Source organism: Spirochaetota bacterium, assembly GCA_025061835.1.
Lineage (GTDB): Bacteria > Spirochaetota > Brevinematia > DTOW01 > DTOW01 > SKYB106.
In genome coordinates, this window is sequence record JANXAC010000008.1 from 35226 (window position 1) to 59665 (window position 24440).

The 24440-nt window shown below is 35.6% G+C and carries 20 protein-coding genes and 4 tRNA genes; 13 read left to right on the plus strand and 11 right to left on the minus strand.

What is annotated here, in order from left to right:
- Nucleotides 1–14: 14 nt before the first annotated feature.
- A complete protein-coding gene (gene gap / locus NZ579_04545) occupies nt 15–1091 on the minus strand; it encodes a type I glyceraldehyde-3-phosphate dehydrogenase (GenBank protein MCS7299218.1) in 1077 nt (358 codons plus the stop codon).
- Between the two features lie 121 nt (nt 1092–1212).
- On the opposite strand from gap, the gene NZ579_04550 reads away from it, so the two are divergent.
- The 5 genes from NZ579_04550 (at nt 1213) to NZ579_04570 (ending at nt 8012) form a co-directional block, all read left to right on the plus strand.
- Nucleotides 1213–2223 carry a V-type ATPase subunit gene (locus NZ579_04550; protein ID MCS7299219.1) on the plus strand — a complete coding sequence of 337 codons (1011 nt, stop codon included), beginning with the start codon at nt 1213–1215 and terminating at the stop codon, nt 2221–2223.
- 9 nt (nt 2224–2232) lie between these two features.
- Entirely contained in the window at nt 2233–4137 is a 1905-nt protein-coding gene (locus NZ579_04555) for a hypothetical protein (protein ID MCS7299220.1), read from the plus strand.
- An 88-nt stretch (nt 4138–4225) separates the two neighbouring features.
- The gene (locus tag NZ579_04560; GenBank protein MCS7299221.1) at nt 4226–5743 is read left to right on the plus strand and encodes a DNA methyltransferase; all 1518 of its coding nucleotides are present in this window, start codon (nt 4226–4228) and stop codon (nt 5741–5743) included.
- Between the two features lie 300 nt (nt 5744–6043).
- The gene (locus NZ579_04565) at nt 6044–7069 is read left to right on the plus strand and encodes a hypothetical protein (protein MCS7299222.1); all 1026 of its coding nucleotides are present in this window, start codon (nt 6044–6046) and stop codon (nt 7067–7069) included.
- Between the two features lie 238 nt (nt 7070–7307).
- A complete protein-coding gene (locus NZ579_04570) occupies nt 7308–8012 on the plus strand; it encodes an ABC transporter ATP-binding protein (GenBank protein ID MCS7299223.1) in 705 nt (234 codons plus the stop codon).
- Here the strand turns inward: NZ579_04570 and dnaJ are convergent.
- Complete coding sequence (gene dnaJ / locus NZ579_04575) at nt 8004–9134, minus strand: molecular chaperone DnaJ (protein ID MCS7299224.1); 1131 nt, start codon at nt 9132–9134, stop codon at nt 8004–8006. The two genes, NZ579_04570 and dnaJ, sit on opposite strands and share 9 nt — an antisense overlap.
- A gap of 341 nt (nt 9135–9475) precedes the next feature.
- Complete coding sequence (locus NZ579_04580) at nt 9476–13951, minus strand: alpha-amylase family glycosyl hydrolase (protein ID MCS7299225.1); 4476 nt, start codon at nt 13949–13951, stop codon at nt 9476–9478.
- Between the two features lie 200 nt (nt 13952–14151).
- Between NZ579_04580 and NZ579_04585 the strand changes: the two genes are divergently transcribed.
- Nucleotides 14152–14583 carry a hypothetical protein gene (locus tag NZ579_04585; GenBank protein ID MCS7299226.1) on the plus strand — a complete coding sequence of 144 codons (432 nt, stop codon included), beginning with the start codon at nt 14152–14154 and terminating at the stop codon, nt 14581–14583.
- Entirely contained in the window at nt 14580–15887 is a 1308-nt protein-coding gene (locus NZ579_04590) for a hypothetical protein (GenBank protein MCS7299227.1), read from the plus strand. Before NZ579_04585 ends, NZ579_04590 begins: the two co-directional genes overlap by 4 nt.
- A gap of 2 nt (nt 15888–15889) precedes the next feature.
- Here NZ579_04590 and NZ579_04595 read toward each other — a convergent pair whose 3' ends face one another.
- Together NZ579_04595 and NZ579_04600 are read right to left on the minus strand one after the other, a co-directional pair.
- Nucleotides 15890–16438, minus strand: coding sequence for a hypothetical protein (locus NZ579_04595; GenBank protein MCS7299228.1), 549 nt, complete (start codon nt 16436–16438; stop codon nt 15890–15892).
- Between the two features lie 49 nt (nt 16439–16487).
- Complete coding sequence (locus NZ579_04600; protein MCS7299229.1) at nt 16488–16952, minus strand: hypothetical protein; 465 nt, start codon at nt 16950–16952, stop codon at nt 16488–16490.
- A gap of 103 nt (nt 16953–17055) precedes the next feature.
- On the opposite strand from NZ579_04600, the gene NZ579_04605 reads away from it, so the two are divergent.
- Nucleotides 17056–18351, plus strand: a complete 1296-nt coding sequence (locus NZ579_04605; GenBank protein MCS7299230.1) for a DUF6175 family protein — start codon at nt 17056–17058, stop codon at nt 18349–18351.
- 1 nt (nt 18352) lies between these two features.
- Here NZ579_04605 and NZ579_04610 read toward each other — a convergent pair whose 3' ends face one another.
- Together NZ579_04610 and NZ579_04615 are read right to left on the minus strand one after the other, a co-directional pair.
- Nucleotides 18353–18802 (minus strand): hypothetical protein, encoded by a 450-nt coding sequence (locus NZ579_04610; protein MCS7299231.1) that lies wholly within the window; start codon nt 18800–18802, stop codon nt 18353–18355.
- Between the two features lie 26 nt (nt 18803–18828).
- Nucleotides 18829–19452: an ATP-binding protein gene (locus NZ579_04615; protein ID MCS7299232.1), complete on the minus strand. Its 624-nt coding sequence runs from the start codon at nt 19450–19452 to the stop codon at nt 18829–18831.
- A 273-nt stretch (nt 19453–19725) separates the two neighbouring features.
- On the opposite strand from NZ579_04615, the gene NZ579_04620 reads away from it, so the two are divergent.
- The 3 genes from NZ579_04620 to NZ579_04630 all read left to right on the plus strand — a co-directional run bounded on the left by NZ579_04620 (nt 19726) and on the right by NZ579_04630 (nt 19969).
- Nucleotides 19726–19799 (plus strand) — tRNA-Arg (locus NZ579_04620).
- An 8-nt stretch (nt 19800–19807) separates the two neighbouring features.
- A tRNA-Lys gene (locus tag NZ579_04625) sits at nt 19808–19881 on the plus strand.
- Nucleotides 19882–19887: 6 nt separating this feature from the next.
- A tRNA-Leu gene (locus tag NZ579_04630) sits at nt 19888–19969 on the plus strand.
- Between the two features lie 3 nt (nt 19970–19972).
- Here the strand turns inward: NZ579_04630 and folD are convergent.
- The 3 genes from folD to NZ579_04645 all read right to left on the minus strand — a co-directional run bounded on the left by folD (nt 19973) and on the right by NZ579_04645 (nt 21167).
- Nucleotides 19973–20833 (minus strand): bifunctional methylenetetrahydrofolate dehydrogenase/methenyltetrahydrofolate cyclohydrolase FolD, encoded by an 861-nt coding sequence (gene folD / locus NZ579_04635; protein MCS7299233.1) that lies wholly within the window; start codon nt 20831–20833, stop codon nt 19973–19975.
- Nucleotides 20834–20835: 2 nt separating this feature from the next.
- A complete protein-coding gene (gene rpmF, locus NZ579_04640; GenBank protein MCS7299234.1) occupies nt 20836–21081 on the minus strand; it encodes a 50S ribosomal protein L32 in 246 nt (81 codons plus the stop codon).
- 14 nt (nt 21082–21095) lie between these two features.
- Nucleotides 21096–21167 (minus strand) — tRNA-Glu (locus NZ579_04645).
- Nucleotides 21168–21293: 126 nt separating this feature from the next.
- On the opposite strand from NZ579_04645, the gene NZ579_04650 reads away from it, so the two are divergent.
- Both NZ579_04650 and NZ579_04655 read left to right on the plus strand, forming a co-directional pair.
- Nucleotides 21294–21806, plus strand: coding sequence for a DOMON domain-containing protein (locus tag NZ579_04650; GenBank protein MCS7299235.1), 513 nt, complete (start codon nt 21294–21296; stop codon nt 21804–21806).
- An 8-nt stretch (nt 21807–21814) separates the two neighbouring features.
- Nucleotides 21815–22723: a metallophosphoesterase gene (locus tag NZ579_04655; protein ID MCS7299236.1), complete on the plus strand. Its 909-nt coding sequence runs from the start codon at nt 21815–21817 to the stop codon at nt 22721–22723.
- 223 nt (nt 22724–22946) lie between these two features.
- Here the strand turns inward: NZ579_04655 and malQ are convergent, their stop codons facing one another.
- Complete coding sequence (gene malQ / locus NZ579_04660) at nt 22947–24434, minus strand: 4-alpha-glucanotransferase (GenBank protein ID MCS7299237.1); 1488 nt, start codon at nt 24432–24434, stop codon at nt 22947–22949.
- Nucleotides 24435–24440: the final 6 nt, after the last annotated feature.

A 24440-nucleotide genomic window follows, 5' to 3' on the forward strand; every position in this document is an offset into this window, starting at 1 on the left:
TCACCTCCTAAAGACTACTTCTTATCCTTGGAGATCATATGTTTGAGTAGGTCAACAACTCTATTTGAATATCCCCACTCATTGTCATACCAAGATATGATCTTGAAAAATCTCTTCTCGCCCTTTAGGTTGTTTTGAAGCGTTGCTAGTGAGTCATAGATAGAGGATCTTTCGTCATGAATAAAGTCCGACGATACGACTTCCTCGTCGGTATATCCAAGGATTCCTTTAAGGTAAGTTTCAGATGCCTTCTTCATAATACTATCTATCTCTTCAATTGAGGTATCTCTCTCACTTCTGAAAGTTAAATCAACAACTGAGACGTCAGCAACAGGTATTCTGAAAGACATACCTGTGAGTTTACCTTTAACTGCTGGTATTACCTCTCCAACTGCTTTTGCTGCACCAGTTGTTGAAGGTATAGTATTTACTGCTGCCGCTCTACCACCCCTCCAGTCCTTCTTCGAAGGACCATCAACGGTTTTCTGAGTTGCAGTATATGCATGTATAGTCGTCATAAGACCCGTCTCTATACCTATACCTTCCTTAATGAGGACATGGACTATAGGAGCAAGACAGTTCGTAGTGCATGATGCGTTTGAAACAATATGATGTTTTGAAGAGTCATACTCTTCGTGGTTAACGCCCATAACAAAAGTCTTAACATTAGAACCTTTTGCAGGAGCAGTTATTATAACTTTTTTGGCACCAGCGTCAATGTGTCCTTTCGCTTTTTCTTCATCAGTAAAGAGACCAGTTGATTCTATAACATACTCAACACCCATCTCGCCCCAAGGTAATTTGCTTAGACCCTCCTTCGGAGCAAGCAAGCACTTTATCTTGTGCCCATCAACTATCAAGACATCATTGTATTCAGCAGATGGAGAGCTTTTCTCAGCACCAAGTTTATAGTTCCATCTACCATGGACTGAGTCATACTTGAGTTGGTATATGAAGTAATCCGCTTCATTAACTATATCAACAACAGCAACTACATTAATATCCTTACCCAGAAGTCCCTGTTCAACTATGGCCTTGAAAGCCAACCTCCCTATTCTTCCAAAACCGTTTATAGCAACATTGACAGCCATATCAAACCTCCTTATATTCAACCTCTATTTTTATAGAACCTAAAATCAAAAGTCAAGAAAGCACTAATACCCTCCCAAGATGTTTGAAACACAGATCAAAGAATACTAATAATTCAATATTATGAGCTACTCAACAACAATGGCACTCCTTATGTATCACATAAGGAGTGAGTTATACAAAACTACCGATACATCAATAATAGACATACTAGCAGGTAGTTCAGTAAGTAGTAGTTATACTACTAGCGACCTGATAACTCAAGCACTCTCAAGGTTTGAAAAGGGAAAAATCAATTTTGACGAACTCAAAAGATATATTCTAAACATTCCTATAAAATTTGCTAAAAAAGTCATTGAACTCACGAGAGACCCCGATATGAAAGAACTAATTGAAGCATACATGTTATACTACGAATTCTACAACTTGAACACTCTCTTGAGAGCAAAGTTAAGCGGACACACAGAGAAAGATTTGTTCCTATTCAACTACTCAACCACCACCACTATTGAGGAACTTATGAATGCAGAAAGGATTGAAGATATAAAAAATCACTACATCAAAACTCTACTTCATCATAAATTAAAAAACCGTAACCTATACGACGCCATCAAGACTGTTTCTATATCAACTATCAATGAACTACTATTCCTCTCAAGTGTTGAGTATTATCAAAACCTCATCTCAAAGAAAGTCAAATTCGGATATAACTACGAAAGAATAGTAAAGATAAAGTCTTTCTACGACATACTTATGATGCTTGCGAAAATGAAGTTCATATCTGGGATTGACGTTGAAAAGTATATCCAAAACCTATACTTTCTTGAGGATAAACAAAACGTATTAGCGGAAATTTTCCTTTCAACCAAAGAGAGTTTCATAAAAAAGTGTATTGATACTGGAATATTACCACCTAATTTCATACTAACTGACATTGATGATATTGATAAATTCAAAAACATTCTTCTCAAGAACAAGTGTAAAGATATTATAATAGGCACACCTATGGACCCCGCGACTGTGATAGCAATCATAGTAATGAGAGAGATTGATATGAAAAACTACTTTGCGATAATAGGCGGATTTGAAAGCGGGTTCAAACTGGAAGAAATAAGACAGGATCTAGTCTTGTAGGAGGTATCTATGCTTTTCCCTGAAAAGATGACCGAAATTACAATACTTACAACTGAGGACTACCTAAGACCCATATCCGACTACCTTATGAAATTCGGTGAGTTTGAGGTAAAACCTGTTAGAACGAAGGATGCCGCTAAATTAACCAAACTCAGCAAAGGAAAGGACACAGACAATGAGAGATTCTCAAACTTAAAAACTAGACTAGACAGGCTCTCTGTGAATATGGGGATTGATGAGAAGACTATAAAATCAACCCTAAACGAAAGAGAAACACTCTCGTTTGATGAGATTGACGCTAGGCTATCTAAAATTGAAAATAGGTTCTACTACAACCACTCTCTGCTTGAGGAATTGGAGAAGGAAGAGGTAGAACTCAGGTTAAGAAAACTAAAATATCAGATAAGGGAAAATATAAAGGCTAGAAACCTTCCGAAAGAGTTTTTTGTAGCGATCATCGTAGTAGCAAAGTATGAAACACAGCCAGTAATCAAAAATTTATCTACTCTTCCAAGCGTAGTAGAGGAGGTTGAAGCATTCGGAGACCTTTCGGTTATACTCGTATCGCTACCACAAGCGTACAAGAATGAAGTTTTAAAATTATCAACATCATTCCTAAAACTTATAGACATCTCGGAAGTTTTGAAAGAAACGATAGACATTGAGCAAGTAGAAAGGAAACTTCGTGAGGTTGAGATAGAAAAGAAGAAAATGAAGAGTATCATTGAAAAAATCAGAGAAACCGACACAGAAGAAATTTTAACACTATACAAAGGACTCTGGTTTGTTAATTCATCACTTAAGATAAAATCATCATCAATCAGAGGTGGCAAATTAATTCTCTTCTCTGGCTGGATACCAGCAAAACACAAAGAAGAGGTATCTAGAAAGATTACAGAAATCACGGATGGCATTTCAGTTATTGAAACGAATGATGCAGAAAAGATACACAGACAGGACAAGCAGGTTGTCATACCAACAAAACTCAATAACCCAAAACAACTAAGTTCATTTGAGTCTCTTGTTAAGTTATACGCAATACCTAGGTTTTATGAAGTTGATCCTACAATAATCTTCGCATTTCTTTATGTTCTTTTCTACGGAATGATGTTTGGGGATGTAGGACAGGGACTTGCATTATCACTTGTCTCTGCACTACTTTTCTGGAAGTTTAAAGGCTTCAGAGTTGTTTCAGGGCTTGGTATTGCAGTAGGTATATCAGCAGCAATATTCGGCTTCCTGTACGGTTCAGTTTTTGGAATAGAAGAGAAGATAATACCAGCAATGTGGACATCACCTTTACACGATGTTCTTAAACTGATGAAAGTATCAATCGCTATAGGTTTTATCGTAATATCTGTTGGCTTGATACTGAACATCATAAATACATCAAGAGAAGGAAACATTCCAAAACTACTCTTAAGCAGTAAAGGAATATCTGGTCTTATATTCTACACATCGCTAATAGGCTATCCAATATACCTGATTATCTTTGGCGGAACATTTAATGTAACTATAATGCTACTAGGAGTTGGAATACCGATACTCTTGTTTGTAGTAGAGAGCGTAATAGAGTCGGTAAAGCACCATCACAAAGTGTCACCTGTTACAGTGTTCTTTGAACTGTTTGAAGTATTTATATCATTCGTTAGCAATACAATCTCTTTCATAAGAATTGCAGGATTTGCACTTAACCATACCGCACTTATGATAACATTCTTTTCGATTGCAAATGTAATTAGCGGGACTACAATAGGAGACATAATAGGTTTCTTTGTCATAGTCTTTGGGCAGATATTCATAATAGGTTTTGAAGGATTTATAGTCGGAATACAAGCGTTAAGGCTGAGTTTCTATGAATTCTTTACCAAATTCTTCAGGGGCGGTGGAAAAGTTTTTGAACCAGTGAAATAGTCTATAATATTCACCATTAACTTTAACTAGGTCAAGTTTAAACTAAAACATTGATATTGTTTATAATACATTTAGTATTTAGCGAGGCGTGAAACGCATAGAAAAATACATCCTTGAAGACAAACAGAAAGGTATTTCTGATGAAAAAATAGGTGAAAAGTATAATGTGTCATTAAAGTTTATTGAAAAAGCTATTGTGAAGTCCAAAGGGCTTAATATTAGCAACTTTAAGGATAACATTAGCATCAAAACTCTACATCCAAAAGAATTCCGAGAAGAAACTACCACTGTGTGGAGTTTCAAGAACAGAGGGAATTGGGCAACCCATAATGGAAGATATAGAGGTAATTGGTCTCCATACATACCTAGAAATGTGATACTCAAGTATTCAGAACCTGGTGATATCGTTTTAGATTGTTTTTGCGGTTCTGGAACTACATTAGTTGAAGCAAAACTTCTAGGCAGAAGAGCAATAGGTGTAGATATCAACCAAAAGGCAACTGAACTTGCGAGACAAAATTTGAGTTTTAAACCACATACAAATCAGTTAGAACTAATTAACCAAAAAGATCATGAATACGAGCCAGAAATTGTTGTAGGTGACGCAAGAAATCTTTCGTTCATTGATGATAATTCCATTGACCTTATATGTTCTCATCCTCCTTACGCAAACGCAATACAATATACTGTTGACAACAAAAATGATCTCTCAACACTTGATGTTGATGATTTTCTTAAGGAGATTGAGAAGGTTGCAAAGGAAAACTATAGAGTCCTTAAGACAGGTAAGAAGTGTGCAATACTTATAGGAGATATTCGCAGAAAAAAGTATGTAATACCTCTTGGTTTCAAACTAATACAAATATACCTAAACACTGGTTTCAAACTTAAGGAACTCGTTATAAAAAGGCAACATAACTGTAAAACAACACCCGTATGGATTCAAAAAAGTATTCAGCATAATTTCTTACTACTCTCACACGAATATCTAGCAATATTTGAAAAACCAAACGAACCTACGAAAGAAGCATCTACAAAGATAACAGAAAATATAGTTACAGAAGTTTACGAAAACAACATACATGCAGAACAACTGGTGTCAGCAGATATAAATAAACAACTTGAAATAACAACATTTTGGCAATTTAGGGAAAAGTTAGAAGAGAATAAAAAAGTAAATCTCTTGAAGAGATACTCTGATGGAAAGAACTATTCTGAGACTCAAGTGTTATACAAGAGACCTAAAATAATTGTAAAAAGAAATATTGCTGGTAAAGGCAATAGTCTGGCAATTATAAAACTTGACATAACCTCAGAAATAACCAGACAAGAATTCAGAGAAATTGTCAATTGTCTTACTTCTGTGTTAAAACAAGAAACGGATAGACTTGAAAACAAAAGCATCATAGCAATTGATGTAAAGGACCAAAGAATTGAAGGATACATTGAGAACATTCCCATAAAGGTTCTAAACAGCCTAGAAGAACTCAAAATAAAAGAGATCATAATACTGGATAACTCCACAGACTCTTACTCCAATAAAGACAAATGTGAAAACTTGAGAATAACACATAGATATGTCTTAGTTATGGAGGTATTAAAGTGAGACCTTATTGCTTATCAAAGCGGTTTATTACTATATTAAACCGTCTCATGAGATAAGGAAGGCTACTAAACATTCTCTTGATCCCACCATCTATACGACCTAAGATGGAACTGAAATAATAGCGTATCCTGGTAAGAAATCACACAATGATTTTATAATAAAGTTCAAAAATTCTCAAACGAAAGGAAGAGAAAGAACACCAGCTCATGAGTACTTAATAGTGAGAATTAAGATAATCCCTAAATAGTCTAGTTAGAACTTGCTTTTGAGTAAAGTATTTTAGTAATCTATTATCTAGTCATGGAAAGTTTTTTTTCTAAACAGGCGATACTATTACTGCTTGTATTTTATATAGTTTCCACCTGCGATGCTATACAGTTTGAGTTCTTGAGTCAAGGTGCGAAGAACATAGCGGTCGGTAGAACAGGTGCTAACCTCTTCAAAGACCCTACACTAACAATTGTAAATCCTGCTAACATTTCACTTGAAAACAGTTATATCTCGCTTTATTACGAAGCAACCTCATCTGTGAATGTTGGAAACATAATTGAACTCTATAGAAAAAGGTTTGTATTTGATCCTGCTAACATAGGTATTAGCATCAGAATTGATGACTTGACAAGATTGTCAATACTATACACAACATACATTTACGACATAGATACACCTGAAACATTTTACAAACCGTTTCTGTTTGGTTTGTCTAGAAAAGTTAATTCTTTTCTCTTGCTTGGCGGTGCCGTTGGACCAGTTTTTGGCATAAGCGAAAATATTCCAACTTTCTCCTTTATGGCTGTTGGAGGCTTGAAAGTAAAACTTGATGATTTCAGGGCTTCTATAGTTCTAAAGTCTCCATTCTCAACATCTTACCAAAACCCTTACTACGGATTAATACAACAAACTTTCCCGCCAGTAGTCTCAACAGGTATATCGTTTTCAATCGTTAATAGCCTCATAGTCTCAACAAGCCTTGATCTAGTTTTCTTAAATTTAATGAGCGCAAGAGCGGATAATTACGAAATATTCACATCCAGAGACAATTTGTTGGATTATCTTTTACCTAAAATTGGCTTTATATACTACGACGATATTTCCGGATACAGAATAATGTTAGGTTTCTCAAAAACTCAACTAGAGATAATCTCTAGATCCTACTCACAATTCCATCTTACTGCAGGTGTTACATTCTTCATAAGGATACCAAACTTCAACGACTTTGAAGTAAACTTCTGTGTAGATGATCAAATACTACTCAATGTTTTACGAATATTTCCTGAAAATACGAGAAAGATATCCATATATGTAAGTGGTGAGTTAAGGTTCTAGAAATTACCAGTTTAAAACTATTCACTATACTAGCCTTTGATAATGTTATAAGTCTAAGCATAGAATTTAAGAAAAATAACCACTAGCGTTCCGAACCAATAAACTTCAATTTCCATTAGGAATAAGTAATTTCTAAACTTTGATTAAACATTATCTCTTTTTTGAATGTTTGTTGGATAGTAGCTTCATAACTTTAAGCAAGTTCTTTTTCACAAAGCAAAGTATTTATAATACTCTTATGGAACTTTTGAGAGTAGATAATATAGTATCCGGGTATGGAAAAATAGAAGTTTTAAAAGGAGTTTCAATAGAAGTTCGCAAGGATGAGATTGTTTGTATTCTTGGAGCGAACGGTGCTGGTAAAACTACACTAGCCAACACCATAATGGGTCTTGTGAGTTTGAAAAAGGGTAGTATCTACTTTCTGGGGAAGGATATATCAAACTATCCTATTCATGAAAGAGTTAAGCTTGGACTTGCCCAAGTTCCAGAAGGTAGAAAGATATTTCCAAAACTAACTGTTCTAGAAAACCTTGAGATGGGTGCGTTCCTAGTAAAAGATGTAAAAGCCAAGAAAGAGGACATTGAATATGTTTTCTCACTCTTTCCGATTCTTTACGAAAGGCGAGAGCAGAAAGCAGGAACTTTGAGTGGAGGAGAGCAACAGATGTTGGCTATCTCAAGAGCACTTATGTCAAGACCTAAGGTTATGATCCTTGATGAACCCTCAATGGGACTTGCGGTGAAGGCTATAAACCTAATATTCAAGGTTCTTCTCGACCTAAAGAAAAATATGTCCCTCCTGCTTATAGAGCAGAATGCAAACAAAGCACTAGAGATAGGGGATAGGGGATATGTTATTGAGACTGGTAGGATAGTGTTGAGTGGAGATAGAGATACTTTAAAAACATCAGAAGAAGTTAAGAAGGCATATCTAGGATGATTCGGAAATCTCTCTAGCAAGTTGTTCTACTAAGAAACGCTGTCTAGTATTCAACACTTTTGGTAATCTTATATTGACCTTACAGTAAATATCACCTCTTCTACCTTTGTCATCCTCAAGACCAGAGCCCCTGATCCTAAGAACATCGTTTGGTTGAGTTCCCTCAGGAATCCTGACTTTTATTGATTTACCATCAAGGAATGGTATCTCAACATCACCACCTAATATTGCTTTTGTAAAAGGTATAGAAACTTCACATTTGAGATCAAGCCCCTCTCTAGTGTAGAAGTAGTGTTGCTTTTGTTTAATGACGATATACAAGTCTCCAGGTGCACCTCCATTCTTTCCAGCGTTTCCCTCACCCTTTACTCTTACCATCATACCATCTTCTATACCTTTAGGTATCTTAAACTCTATCGTCTTTTTCTTGTTTACAGCACCAGTTCCACCACAAACAGAACAGTATTCCTTTATTATCTTACCAGTTCCCTTACATGTAGGACAAGTAGTTGTTAATGAAAAGAAACCTTCTCTCACAGTTACAGTTCCACTCCCCTTACAAGTTGGGCATACATCAGGTTTTCTACCGTTCTTTGTCCCAATCCCACCACACGCAGAACATGTCTCTCTTTTTTCAATTGTAACAGACTTAGTAGAACCAAAGAATATCTCCTCAAGTGATACCTCAAATTCAACATAGATGTCTTCCCCTTTCCTAGGAGCACTCTCTCTGGTTGAATACGAAGTCCTTGTCCTCCTAGTTCCAAAAAAGGTATCAAATATATCCTCAAATATATCCTCAACACCAAACCCTCCCCCAAAGCCTCCAAAATCAGTCCATCTGTATCCTGGTCCAGCACCTGCACCTGCGTTTCTATAACCAGTAGCCCCCTTGATACCATCTATACCATACATATCATAAATCTTTCTCTTCTCATCATCACTCAAAACTTCATAAGCCTCGTTTATCTCTTTAAACTTCTCTTCCGCTTCTTTATTCCCCGGATTTCTATCAGGATGGTATTTTAATGCTAGTTTTCTATACGCACTCTTTATCTCTTCTTTGGTAGCATTTCTAGGAACACCGAGTATTTCATAATAGTCTCTAGTTGTCCTACTCATATCATCTCCTAAATAGCTAGTAATATTTTATAACTTCGGATACCAAAAATTATAAATAAAATCACAAAAATTCGGCTTAAAACAACTAAAATGCTTTCTTGATAATAATTTAAAAAAGTTATGGTTAAAAATCAATAACTCAAATAACATACATAACCAAAACTTAAAGAAACTCGCAAATTTACCATCTTTTGATAGTCTCTTTAGGGTTCTAAAGTTTCTACTAATTCACACAAGACAAAAGAATATAAAATCTGAAAAATTTTCTAAACTAAAATTAACCAGGAGAGTTGCGTATTGTCAAACTTTTAGCAACTCCCCAGTTATATAATACCTCAATTCTACTTTTTACCCCTTATAATTATATTAGTGAATGCAATATTTGCTTTGTAGTCCTGTCCTCCGTTGTTATCCCAAGTTCCACTTCCATTATTAAAGGCTACAGCGTAGTTATTACCAACGACACTTATGGTCTTACTCCACCAACCACCTCCTTCATTTACCATATCCTCACCTGGAGCAGTAGTCCAAGTACTACCATTATTGTAGTGTATCTTGACTGTAGTCCAGTCAGGTCTGTAGTATCTAACTCTAACACTAACAGGGGCGTTGCCTGTGTATAAAGCTCCAACATTAACTATTCTGTTGCTTACATGTATCAGATTACCATAAGATATTTTTGAGATATAATCTCTATTCAAGTTGTTGTCCCATTGAGAGCCATTGTTGAAGACAAAATCAAAAGTTTCAGAAGTTCCGTTTATATTTCTACTCCACCAACCATTTCCTTCACTAGTCATTGATTCACCCGGAGAAGTAGTCCAACTACCACTGATATTGTGATGGATATTCACACTACTCCAACTGTTGTTAAAATACTTGACTGTTATTCCGGTGGATGGAATATTTGTAATTGTAAATGGTATAGCATTAGTAGAACTTGTATTGTTTGAAACATCTCTTGCGAATACCCTTAACAGATTAGTCGTATTTATTGAAAGATTAGTTGTATAGTTCCAAGTTGTTGTTCCTGAAGCCAAGACAAAAGGAGATCCATTTATAGATATAAACACTTCTTTTACGCCACTCCTATCATCCGAGGCACTACCGTAAATTGTTATGTTAGTCTGGTTCATTATCATCTGATTGCTTGCTGGATATGACACACTAACAGTCGGTGGAGTTGTATCATTTAAGTTAGGAGAGCCTTGACTAGATGTTAAGCCCCAGTCATAAGTTATATCTACTGATTGACCTCCTACAACTCTGTAATTAGCACCTGGTGTCCAATCTACACCATTCCTTCTGAACTTAAACTCAATATTTCTACCGCTAGGAACCGAAGTAGAAGTCCAAACCCATATATTTCTACCGCTACTATCAGTACCTTTGTATGTCATTACAGTAGCAGGACCACTATCCCACCAAGTCATACCTGGAACTATGTTGTTAGTATCATTAGCACTCGTGGGTGGAGAATAACTACCACAAACTCCAACAAAGTTTGCTCCTCCGACAAAGGATCTTAATACTATCGTAGTTATTGGCACGCTACCAACATATTTTATGGTATAAGCAAGTGTAGCATCATTAAACTCTATCTGGTAAGGACCCGTAACAGGTGCTTCAAATGTTATAGGATCAGTTGAAGTTTCAACAGCATCTCCACTAACTGGTAAGAATGTTCCAACTTCGTTGTTATCACCATAAGTTTTCGTAGTTGAATAGACCGCGTTGAAATAAACATTCACATTACCAGTTGATGTAACATTTATAGTTCCTCTCCATAGATTTCCTATAACTCTATTCATATTCGTTGAGTATGTGCCAGATATTGATACACTATTAGCAGGGTCTGGATAACTATAGACTAATACTACAAAACTATTACCCGAAACATTAACATTATAACTACCAGAGCTAACTGTTATGTTATTAGTTGAAATTGAGTCACCTGATGGCGTTAAAAGTCTATAATTACCATTTGGAAGAGATAGGTTGTAGTTCGCATTACCATCCCCTTTGTTTATAACAACATAAGATACTGAACTAACATACTCTCTTTTGAATACTGCGAGATTTCCTTGTAAATGAATATTTACTTGAGATCCTCTCCTCAGAGATATTTCCGCCTCTCTTAACCTATTTAACATTCTTAGATGTCTATATATAGGATAGTTATTTGGGTTTGATAGTAACCTATTTATCCTATCCTGACCAACAAACTTTCTATTTTTTGGCTCACCATCGCCGTAATCATTTATATTATCCCCAGTTCCCTCAAACTCTGTTCCATAATAAACAATAGGAATACCTCTCGCTAAATAGTACCAGTTAAGGGCATTTCTCCACATTCTAACCATAGAATTGTTATCCGCATATCCTCCGGGAAATCTTGGCTTATCGTGGTTATCAACGAATGTTCCCAGGAATGTTGGGTCAATACCTCCACTGTAATCACTAGCCATAATGTTAGCCATCTGTTCAAAACCAGTGCTACCAGCAAATATTCCTTTTGCTTGACCTGGAAAATCCATACAAGAGCCGTGTAGGTCAAGCAACGACAGAACACCTCTTGATGAAAACTTTGAATAACTCAATGCCTCTTGCCTTGTAGCAACCCATGCTTCACCTACAATCCAGAACCAAGGCTTGTTTTTAGTCGTCGCGGCATACTCCCACATAACATCAGCAAAGAGTCCCCAGAACTGCTTTCTCATATACGCAACTGTATCAAGCCTAAACCCATCAACTCCCCTGTCAATAAACTTCTTATAAACATTGAAAATGTGTTGTCGCGTTCTTGGATCACACTCATTGAAGTCAAGCAGATCAAGAAGTTTGTAATCACCTCTATAATTAAAGAAACCTGGATTATTCTCCCATATACCTTCTACATTAGGATTATTTTTATATGGGTCTGTAGTTGGATTATACTCCCACCACTGTCCATCAAACTTAACCTTCAGCCTATCATTAAACCACTTAACACTTGGATGCGCATCACCACCATGAGCGTGGTTAGGAACAATGTCAAGTATTATTTTTATACCTCTATTGTGTGCTTCTCTTATTAGGTCATCAAATGTTGCACCCGGAGATTCTAAATGTGGATCAATACTATCAAAATCATATCCCCAGTATCCATGATAACCAGCTGCGTCGTAGGTTTGACCACTGTTGACATATCTTCCTGGTGGTTGCTTTACAACAGGAGTAATCCAAATAGCATTGAAGCCCATATTCTTTAAGTAATCAAGGTTATTTATAAGTCCCCTGAAATCACCACCGTTATAATACCTCAAAGCATCCGAACTATCATTATTAGGAGCTCTATACTCATCACCATAAATATTGTTATTACCGGAAAATCCATCAACAAACCTATCAGTCATAACAAAATAGACTCGCCAATCTCTTGGGTCTTCAGGACCATCACCGGGAAACGATATTCCTCCACCCCCACCGCCAGAACCACCACCGGAGCCACCTCCGCCTCCACCAGAACCGCCACCGGAGCCACCTCCACTGCCTCCGCCAGACCCCTGAACGATAACTATTACATTGACTTCATTGAAATTGCCCGCATTATCTATAGCCTTTGCGAATATAGTGTTAGTCCCGTTGGTTAAACCAACTTGCTTACTCCAAGTATCCTTACCTATAGCATCCTCATAATTTCCATTATTGACTTTTACTTGAACTACGCTAATACCACTTACATTATCACTAGCAGTTCCATTAACAACAATCGTTGTTTGAGTTATTGTTGAGGTGTTAGCAGGACCTGTTATTGAGACAGTAGGTTTAGTATAGTCAATACCAACCACTATTGAAGCCTCCCCTTCTCTATTGATATTATCTCTAACCTTCGCCCTTATAACTACATTACTACTCTGAATATTAACTACTCTCTGAAACATCCAAGAAGAGGATGGCGTTGGTATTTCTTCCCAAGATGTATTGTCTATGTTAACAAATATCTTACCTATTGAAGCAGAGGAAGAAACACTAGCAGTTCCCCTTATAACCAAGTTACTAGAACTTATCCAAATACCATTCTGTGGTTCAGATATGCTTATAACCGGTATATTAATATCAACTATTAACGTAATTTCTCTAATCTCACTTATTTTACCTACTACGTCTTTAGAGTAGACTCTTATGGTGTTAGTAGTGTTATTAGCAAAAATTAGATTGGTGACTAGATTTCTTGTATCTGATATTTTGGTATAAACATTGGTGTTTATAGCGATGAATATACCATCCACAGTAGTATCATCAGAAGCAAGAATACTCAATTGGAAATTAGTGCTAACTATTCTATCAGATGCACTTTCAAAACCTAAAATACTTAATGTCGGATTCTGCGTATCAACTATAACATTTAAAGTATTAGTTGAACTAACTTTACCACTACTATCTTTAGCAAAAACCCTTACCTGGTTAGTCCCTCCAGATGTAAATAACAAAACCTTTGAAAATGAAGCATATACAAAACCCTGAGGATTTCTAGTTATCTCAAACTCACTAGCATCTATGGTTACACTACCAGAAGATGTTAATATAATAACGCTGTCTATACTCTTATCATCAACAACAAAACCAAATAGTGAAAAAGTTTGACTAACTGCTTGATAATCCCTTGGATTTATAATTTGAACTGAAGGGGGTCTATCATCGGATCTCTCTGAAGGCTGTGAAGTTTGTTGTCCTCCTAGTAGATTTTCAACTATAGTAGGTAGTTTCTGACACCCTACATAAGAAAATACTGAAATAAAGATCAACACCAGAATTATAACTATTCTACTCTTCATAGGTTTATCCTCCTGCTAAAATACAAACGAAACTTACAAACAAAAAGTGACAACAGATCCAAACTTATTCAACAAAGCCTAAAGTTCGCAATAAAGTCTAGAATTTTACCTACTCAATAGAAATTGGAATTTGTCAAACTTAGTTGAATAATGTTGAAAACTAATTATATTATTAATGAATATAAAACTGGATTGGTTCTATGAAAAAGATAGTATTTATATTACTAACACTTACTACGATTCTGATTATATACTCATGTATTGAAATTTCAGCTACACGAATAACCGTCCAAATTACCAAAGGAAGTGGTAATAACTATTACGAAATAAATATTTATAGCAACTCAAACTTGAGTCAAAACAATACAAACAACTTCACATTCTCGCTCAACGACCAAAACAATGTATTGCTTGAGACGAGTAGTGGAAGATTGGAAAGAGGATACTCTACTTGGACATCCTATAGAAATTATGTAAGAGGTACTTACATAATAGTTGTCAAAATTGATATGACTGGCGATAACAACATATCATCTGGTGGAGATGTATTTTCATATAAGTTTGTTGTTATAACCGAAGATGGTAATGGAACAGTCTCATTTTCAGACCTAGACAACTGGTATGGACTGTGAAGTCTAGACAAATAGTGTTAGTAGTCTTAATAACCTTCTCTTTCATACCTTCATCATTCTCAACCAACACATTCTCCATAAGGTATGATGATAAGTTTGACTTCGCATACATAAGTCAGACATCTGACTATTTCTATCTTAAAGGAATTTTAAACAGCAGGAACGAACTTATCTTTTCTTTAAACGTAGTCAATTCCAATGTATCACTAACACTAGGAGATGTTTGGATAAGTTTTGGAAGAGGTCTTGTCTTCGGTGATACAAGATACAACTATCTAACGAAGTTTGCATATTTATATCCACTCCAAACCAATAGCATTCTTCCCTTCAATTACGATAGGTTGGATAGAAACTTTGATGGAATACAGGATATTATGAAAGGAGTTTGCTTTACATTAAAGTCTTGGATTAGTTTATCACCTTTTATTCTATTCTCACAAGAGTTTTCTAACTACATACTTGGAGGTGTTATTGGTGTTGAGGATGTATATTTACTCGTAGGTAGTTGGAGTAATTTTTTCGTATCTGCTAACTACAGGGCTAGAAACCTACTAGGCCTTGGACTTGTTGGGAATGTTGAGATAAGTTCAGTAGTTTCAGACAAGATTAATCTAGCATTTGCTAGTCTTCTTGAATGGTATTACCGTAAGTTTGAGTTCTCACTTGAAAGCAGAATCTCAACGGATGAGTTTTATTCTCCATTCTCTTCATCTTTCTTCTCAAGAAGGTATGTCAGAAAAGGATTAATATTCTCATCAAGACTGAATGATGAAAATCTTAAATTCTCATACATAAACAAGGTTATAATTGATAGTGAAGATATGAAGAGTAAAGAGAGAGGATTTGAGAGTGAATTTCACATCTTTGGAGCGTATAAAATATACAAGTTCTCTTTTCTAGATGTTGAAGCGTATAACGACATAAACCAAAAGAAGATATTCTTATCCTTGTATCCATACATAAGTATCAACGAATTAAGTTTTTATACTAAACCACTGGTATCAATCAACAGCAATTTTAGTATGGAAAGCATAGAATTATCATTCCACATCAAAAGTAAGACAACAAAGTTCAATACTACCACATACATTCCACTTAATAATAGTGAAACCTTTATTTTTTACTCAACTACATTTAGGGATGTTTTTAAAGAAAACATTGACATAAAACTTTCCAATAGTGATGGAATTACACTCGCTTTTGAACTCGGAGTTAATTACGAAATACTTGAATTCGGAGGTATTATTATATTTAGTCAAAACTTGAGACAGAGGCTATTCGGAGTTCTAACGTTTAGATTTTAGGATCAAAATCTCATGGCTATTGGAACAGATATACTAGGTGATACCATAGAGGTTATTCTGTTATTTACATCACTTGATATAGTATATTTTATATCAACACCTGCCCAGAAGTTGTTATAGAAATTGTAAATAAAGCCTAGAACAGGCTCAAAAACAAGAGATATACTTGATAGCGACAATGTGCTTACTGAAGCATTATTGAAAGATATACCAGTCCCTATACCGAATTTCAGGAAAAGGTTATTGTTCTTCTCAAATGAGTATATAAGAGCATTATAAGTAGGTATGAACTTTATAGCGAAGAAAGAGAAACTATTGACCTGAGCTTGAGAGAAAAGGAACGATATTTCGGGAGAGATTGCTATTGTATCTGATGGTGAGAATTTTGAATTACCAATCTCAATCATGCTCCCAAGCCCAAAACCTACTCCTACCGCATCCGCAAAGAAGTAAAAACTTGGAAACAGATAAACAGTTATATCTTGAGAGAACGCACCATAACCGAATAAGCAAACAAACACGAGAGTAATTAAAATGACTATACTCTTCATATCAATCCTCCTCTTAATGAAAACGAATTATCCAAACCCAAAAGTGACATCATAGTATTCTTATACCAATTATAAACTTAACTATGTTTGACATTATTCTCAAAAAACTTGATGTTTCAAGAATATAGTGTAGTTGTGGATATATATCGGTGAATATCACGAAATACCCAATAATGAACACCCCATTCACTGCGAATAACAAGAAACCAACCATTTTACTGACTATCGGTATATCTATCTCTCCAACCATTTCGTATATTCTGTTAACAACCTGAAAGAACAAAAAAAATGATACTAGTGAAGAAACAATGACAACACCTACATCTATCACGAGTAGATAATCTTGAACTATGAAGTATTTGAAAATTCTGAATATCACAGTATTGAATACAGTAATGAATGCTATAAACAAGAAAACTCTAAAGCTTTCCTTAAAGCCAAGCCTTATCCCTAGAAAGAGTATTGCTACATAGACAATAGCACCAACTATATCTAGTATCTTTGACATCAACATAATCGTTAAAGAATTCTAAAGAAGGTTTTATTGAAAACTCAAAGAAGGTATAACTTGAAAGAGAGTTGTTATTTTTACAAGAATACTTTCAGAGGAGGTTGTTATGATATTTAGGTTCATTACGATTACTTTTGCTTTAATTGTACTACTATTAGGTGGATGTGCAGAACCTAGACAGACAACAAGTGAAACAAAAACGCAAGACTATGTTTCATCCTCGTCTAAAGAAGCAAGTATAAAATCTTACGAAGTTGAAGGTGAAGGGGATGAATATTTTGAAGCACGCAGGAATGCTATTATTGATGGTATAAGAAAGGCATCTATTGAATTGATAGGAGATAAGAAATTCAAAGATAACTTTACAGAGATAGACAAGCTAATACTACAAGATAGAAAGATTGTTAATGAAACATCTGAGTTTTCAAGTACTGCGATACTTGACAGATCTGGCAAGAAAGTTGTAAAAGGAATAACCAAAGTTAAAGTTGATTTACTTAAAAGTCATCTAGACAAAGTAATTAAGGAGAAGCCTAGTCAGAACATACCACCTGAAAGCATAACGAAGAAAGAGCAGTTATCTACTAGCGAGCCAAGCACAAAGAAGGTTGAGCAAAACATCGTTGAATTCAATCCAAAAAGTGATTCAGTTATATATGACATTTCCTTCTTAGTTTTTGTCCCAAACGATAAGATTGAAGAGATTGAAGATAATGATTTTCATAAAGTATTCATAGAGATTGTGAATTCCAAACTATCCGAGTATGGTCTAAATTACGTTGAGTTTAAGAGGTCTATGGAACTTTCCAAAAAGTTCCAATACATATATGAGGAGAAGTCAGGTCAAACAATGTCTCTAGCACAGATGTTAGCCCAAGAACTTAAAGCTGATGTATATATTGAGGTTGATGCAGAAGCAAGAGACAACCTTGCAACATCAACATTTTCAGATACAACGATACTAGGTAGTATAAAGGCATACGACGCTTCAACTGGCAAAGGGTTAGGTTCCTCTACCTTCTCAAGAAACAAGAAGTCTCAAAAAGGTGCTTTTGAAAATAGGATTGACATTTTAACCGAAGTAGTTGAACAGGAAATACCCAAGGTTCTGAAGACAGTAGAAGACTACTTCCAGAGAGGAATAAGAATAAATGTTGTGATAATAGGTTTTAAAAATGTTTCAGAGGAAAGAGAGTTTTCAAATATATTGGATAGGCTACCAGGAATAGGCAACAAGAAGAGAAAAAGCATCTCTGGTAATACCTCGGAGTACGAAATAACTTACAAAGGTGGTTCCTCAGATTTCGTTGATGACTTGATAAATGCTGTTGCTACTGACCCCAAATACTCAAAAATCAAGATTGATCAAAGTGTGAACAAAGTAATAATAACTCTTAAATAGTCTATATTGTGCCAAAAACTATAACTAAAAGAAAACCTACGAAAGCAATGAAGTGAATGATTCCAACAAATATCATCAATCCTAGAATAAGTATCAGTAATCTATACTTATAACCAGAATAGGATATAAACTTCCATACAGTTGGTAATATAAAAAACGAGAATGTATGCGTCAGAAAATAAGATATATTTAAGCCTACATTCAGTTGTATCGTTAATGACCTTATAGTTTCGTAGGATGGTATGTATAACTCCTTCACAAATATCAATGAAAAACCGAATATCAACACTATGACAGTAGTCATGTATATCGGTAATTTTATGTTATGAGACTCTTTGATAATATTGTCAAGATGAACTGGCTCAACAAATTTTGACACATAGCGACCTAACATAAAAGAGAAGATTACAGATATAACCTGTATCCATAATATGGAAATTGGTAATAGCATAGCGTAATTATCAAGATAGTTGACTGTTATTTATATTTTTCGTATTCAGGGTTATCCGGGAAGTATTTTATAGCACATACTTTATTACCCTTCTCGTTGTAATATATTCCTCCATTCCAATATTCTATTGCTGCAAACAGAGCATTACCTCCATCCATCTCATTCTCATTTCTACCTCTCCAGGATATAAAGTTCATTATATTCTCAAAATCCTGCTTATATATAGCGATAGTTCTGGCAAGATTAAACTTATTCCAATCATCTATATCCTTAAACCCTTCACCTTCATCTTGAACGACTATTTTAACTTTACTATCAAACGAATACCATACTTTGACTTTCTTGTTAACGTCATTCTTATTACCATGCCTTATAGCGTTCTTTATTAACTCACTAACCTGCTGTTCTAGAAGATTTGCTTCCTTGTAATATTCGGGAGCATCCTTAACTATAAACATAGCATATTCCCTAAGCCTATTAATATCACTTCTAAACTCAACATAGTGCATACCATCAACCTTGAACACCTCGTGGTCATCTGAAGATACTATCAACTGTCTTATCTCAAGTGTATCACCATTTATCTTAACCAACAAGGTGTAATTGTTTTTCTTTCCTGCTATTGAAAACTGATAAGGAACTTCTATCATCTTCTCAATACCTCCAGAGTCTATAAGTTTTACAGAATTATAAAAAACGATAATTTTACTTTTCAACTGGAATGGAGAGTATTCACAAAAAATTGTTGTATTTTTTTAGAGATTAGGCAGGAAGAAGAATGAGTTTATGAAAGTATGTTAAAATGATGTCTCTCGGAGATAGGATATGAGGTTATTCTTAGAAGGTATTGAACGAATATACAGCAAGACAGAAATAATAATTTGATAAAAAGTGATACTTTGATATACAATATATGTTTGTTAGCGCCTGTAGCTCAATAGGATAGAGCGGTGGACTTCGAATCCAAAGGCTGCGGGTTCAAGTCCCGCCAGGCGCGCGGATGATGGGTCGTTAGCTCAGTTTGGTAGAGCAGCTGACTCTTAATCAGCGGGCCGCAGGTTCGAGTCCTGCACGACCCAAGAAGAGGGCAGATGGCGGAATTGGCAGACGCGCTAGACTTAGGATCTAGTGGGGCAACCCGTGGGGGTTCAACTCCCCCTCTGCCCAAAACTAAACACTACAACCACAAGTTCTTCTATAAACTGCTAAATTGTAGGTATTCTCAAGAAGCATTGCTCTTGTCATAGGTCCTACACCACCTGGCACAGGTGTTATATAGGAACACAAGTCCTTAACATTGTCAAAGTCAACATCACCAACAATACTACTTCTACCGTCTATCTCAATTTTATTTATACCAACATCTATTACCACACTACCCTCTCTTACCATTGAACTATTTACAAACCTAGGTTTGCCAACAGCAACTATTAATATATCTGCTTGTTTAGAAATTTCCTCCAAACCTACCGTTTTAGAATGACACACCGTAACTGTAGCATTTCTATGCATCAGCATAACCGAAACAGGCTTTCCAACAATATTACTCCTGCCAATAACAACAGCTCTCTTACCTTCAATAGGTATATTGTAATAATCCATCAACCTTATTATACCCTTCGGAGTGCAAGGCTCCACAAATGGTTTTCCTATCAACAATTTACCAACATTCTCTGGATGAAAACCATCTACATCCTTTAGTGGAGATATTGAAGATAAAACCTTATACTCATCTATGTGCTTTGGTAGAGGTAATTGAACTAGAATACCATCTATTTCATCATCCCTATTCAATTCTCTTATGATTTTAATAACAACATCCTCAGTAGTATCACTAGGAAGGAAGAAATCTTTAGTGTATATTCCTACCTCGTTACACTCCTTTGTTTTCATTGAAACATATATCTTAGAAGCAGGGTTATCACCTACGAGGATTACCGCAAGTGTTATTTTTAAACCACTTGATGAGATCCTAGACCTTAAGTCATTTTTGTAGAAGGAAGATACTAACTTACCATCAATTATGTTCATAACTAAACTTTTGTCTTAGCCATTTCTTGCTGTTTTCGTCTTTTCCTCTCAAGCCTTCTCTGATAGTCAATGTATACTAACCCTTTATACTTACCACAAGCAGTACAAACCCTGTGAGGAAGTTTTAAAGAACCACATTCGGGACACTTAACAAGAACATTATCTGGAAATGGAAGTGTATGATAAAATACTCTAGTCCTTCTATTCCTTACTCTCCTATGTGATTTTTTATGCTTTGGAACACCCATAAAAAACCTCTTTTCGCCCCCAAGGGGAATCGAACCCCTGCTCCGGGATTGAAAGCCCCGTGTCCTGACCACTAGACGATGGGGGCATTGCTAAAACTTTTCTACAATTTTAGATAAAACTACCTCATTATTTCAAATTCAATACCTTTTCAGAATTTGAACTTGACATAAATATCACTTTTTAGTATATACTAATACTTTTGGAGGGAAATATGAGAGTGCTAGTATTACTGATAATGCTAACTAGTTCAATATTCGCTTTTGGGCAAGCAAAGAACGTGAAAGTTGACGGTGTAATACAGGATAAGGAGTATTCCTCAACATACGCAGTTGATAAGGACTTTAAGTTTTACATTTCATATGATGACAAAAATGCTTATGTGGGTATGGAAGCAAACGCTAAAGGATGGGTATCTGTTGGCTTTGGCTCACCAATGATGGATAAATCAATTATGTTTATAGGATACTTCAACAAGGATAAGAATAAGTTTGAAGTAGAACAAACGATAGGTGTTAAACACAATCATGTCAAAGCGGAGAAGAATGAAGTAATTAACTCTGCTGGTAAGAGAGAGGGAAACAAAACGGTAGTTGAATTTGTCATACCAAGGAAGATAGGTAATGTAGAGTTAAAAGGAGAAGTTGATGTAATCTGGGCTTATGCAGCAAGCGATTCTTTAAAAGCATATCACTCCAAAAGAGGTGCTACAAAGGTTAAGTTTTAAGGTTTTAAATGGTTAAGACTCTCCTGACACTTCTAGTGTTTTTGATAGTTCTATCTTCCAGACTAGAAGGTGTCAGGATATTACATCTAACGGACCTCCACATTGACTACCTTAAATTGTTTTCTAGAAACTATTTAAAGAACATCCAAACTATAAGAAGCAACATCCTCTTACTTAAACCGGATATTGTTGTTCTAACTGGCGATATAGTTGAGTTTGGAGAGGGAATATTCTCTTGCGAAAACTACCGCATACTTACAAACATTTTCTATTACTCAAACGGAATGTTTTACTTTGATAGAGACTATAAAATACCAATCTACATGGTTGCCGGAAACCACGAGTATGAAACATTATTCAAGACTACCTCAACAGAAATACCAAACTACATTAGGTTTGTTGGCAAAAGATTTTTAAACTACTACATTGATATAAGCAATGTTAGACTGATATTCATAGATACTGGTTATGACTACTATTTCTCCTTCTTTGCTTACAACGGTATTCTGCCTGAACCAGAAGCATCAGGTCTTACGGCTAGTCAGATAAATTTTTTAAAGAGTGCATTGGAAACCTCAACAAATAGGTTTAACATTATTCTCACACATCATCCATTCCTAAACAAAGATGATGAAGGGATATTTCTATTCAATAGGGATGAGTTCTATAATCTGACTAAATCAAACAAGGTTAGTCTCATACTTTCAGGGCACACTCACGAAAATAGAGTTTTTGATAGCAAAATGAACTTGGTTCGTAGTTTTCCTATTACAAACATTAACGATATCTATCACGTTCAGACTGGTTCAATAGGCAAGGATGGATACTTCAGAATGATTGAAGTTTTTGAATGGGGTATAGTAATAAACAAACACTCAAATATTTCGGAACTACTTAATTCTAGTAGCATTCAATAAACAAACCTGAATTCAATATATTCAATTTGAGATAGTGTTAGCCCTTTAAAACTCGTGTCAAAACTTCCATTACTTCCTAGTAGTTATATAATAACTATCTAATGTCTTGACGAATGTAATCTTGCAAGTCTAAACAGATTTGTAAAACTTAATACACTATTAGAATTCTAAAACCTTTTATTCGTTAGCCTCACTAGTTTGTAGTGGTTTAATTAAGATAACTTTATATCCTGCTATACAATCTTGAGAGTTCGTAGAGTCTTTCTGATATTTTCTTTGTTATTTGTTCTTTTCTAACTCTCCAACTCCAGTTGCCGTAGGCGACGCCGGGTCTATTCATCCTTGCTTCGCTACCGAGTCCTAAAACATCTTGCATCGGAATTATTGAGAACACAGCAGATGATGATATAGCGAGCTTTATCATACTCCAGTGGATTTCCTTATCACTCTTTACACCAATATACTTCATTACATAATTCTTATCGTCGTCCGATAAGGTTTTAAACCAACCAACTGTAGTTTCGTTATCGTGTGTGCCTGTATAGACAACGGAATTTACATTGTAGTTATGAGGTAGGTAGTCATTATCCTGCCAGTTGTTAAAAGCAAACTGAAGAACTTTCATCCCCGGAAATCCGAACTTATCTCTCAATTCAACAACATCAGGTGTTATTACTCCAAGGTCCTCTGCTATGATAGGAAGATTTTTACCAAGGTTTTCGGTTATGACTGTGAAGAGTTCATCTCCATAAGCCTTCTCCCATCTACCGTTAACTGCGGTTTCAGACCCGTAAGGGACTGCCCAGTACCCAGCAAAACCTCTGAAATGGTCTATCCTTATGTAATCGTATATCTTGAGAGACATCCTAACTCTCTCAATCCACCAAGCATAGTTTGTTGCTTTCAACTTCTCCCAATCGTATAGAGGATTGCCCCAGAGTTGTCCAGTAGCGCTGAAGTAGTCAGGTGGAACACCCGCAACTTTTATTGGATTAAGTCTGTCATCAAACATGAATATATTCGTATTGCTCCAAGTATCGGCACTGTCCATAGCAACAAATATAGGTATATCTCCTATAATCTCAACTCCATTGCGGTTAGCAAAAGACTTAAGTTCCATCCAGTCATCAAAGAAAATAAACTGTAAGAACTTGTGGAATTCTATTTCTTCTTTTAATTTGTCTTTGTAATACTTTGTAGCATCAGTTTTTCTAAATTTAATATCTGTATCCCATTCAAGCCATGGTCTTCCTCCGTAGTGTGATTTGATAGCCATAAACAGTGAGAAATCTTCAAGCCACCAACCATTGTCTTTCTGAAACATCTGGAAGGAACTCTTTAAGTATGAGTTGTCTTTCTTAAACTTCTCAAACGCTTTTCTAAATATACCATACTTGAAGTTTATAACCTTTCCATAATCAACAAATCCATCGTTGAACTCTTCTTTTGGAATATCTGACTTTGATACAAGCTTTCTTTCTACGAGTCTATCAATGTCAATAAGTAGGGGATTGCCTGCAAATGCCGAAAAGCATTGATAAGGTGAGTCACCGTATCCAGTAGGACCTAATGGTAATATCTGCCATAACCTTTGACCAGATTTAACCAAGAACTTTACAAACTCATACGCTTCACTACCAAGAGAACCTATGCCATACCTATTCGGTAGCGAAGTAACGTGCATTAAGATTCCAGACTTTCTCCTAAACATACTTCA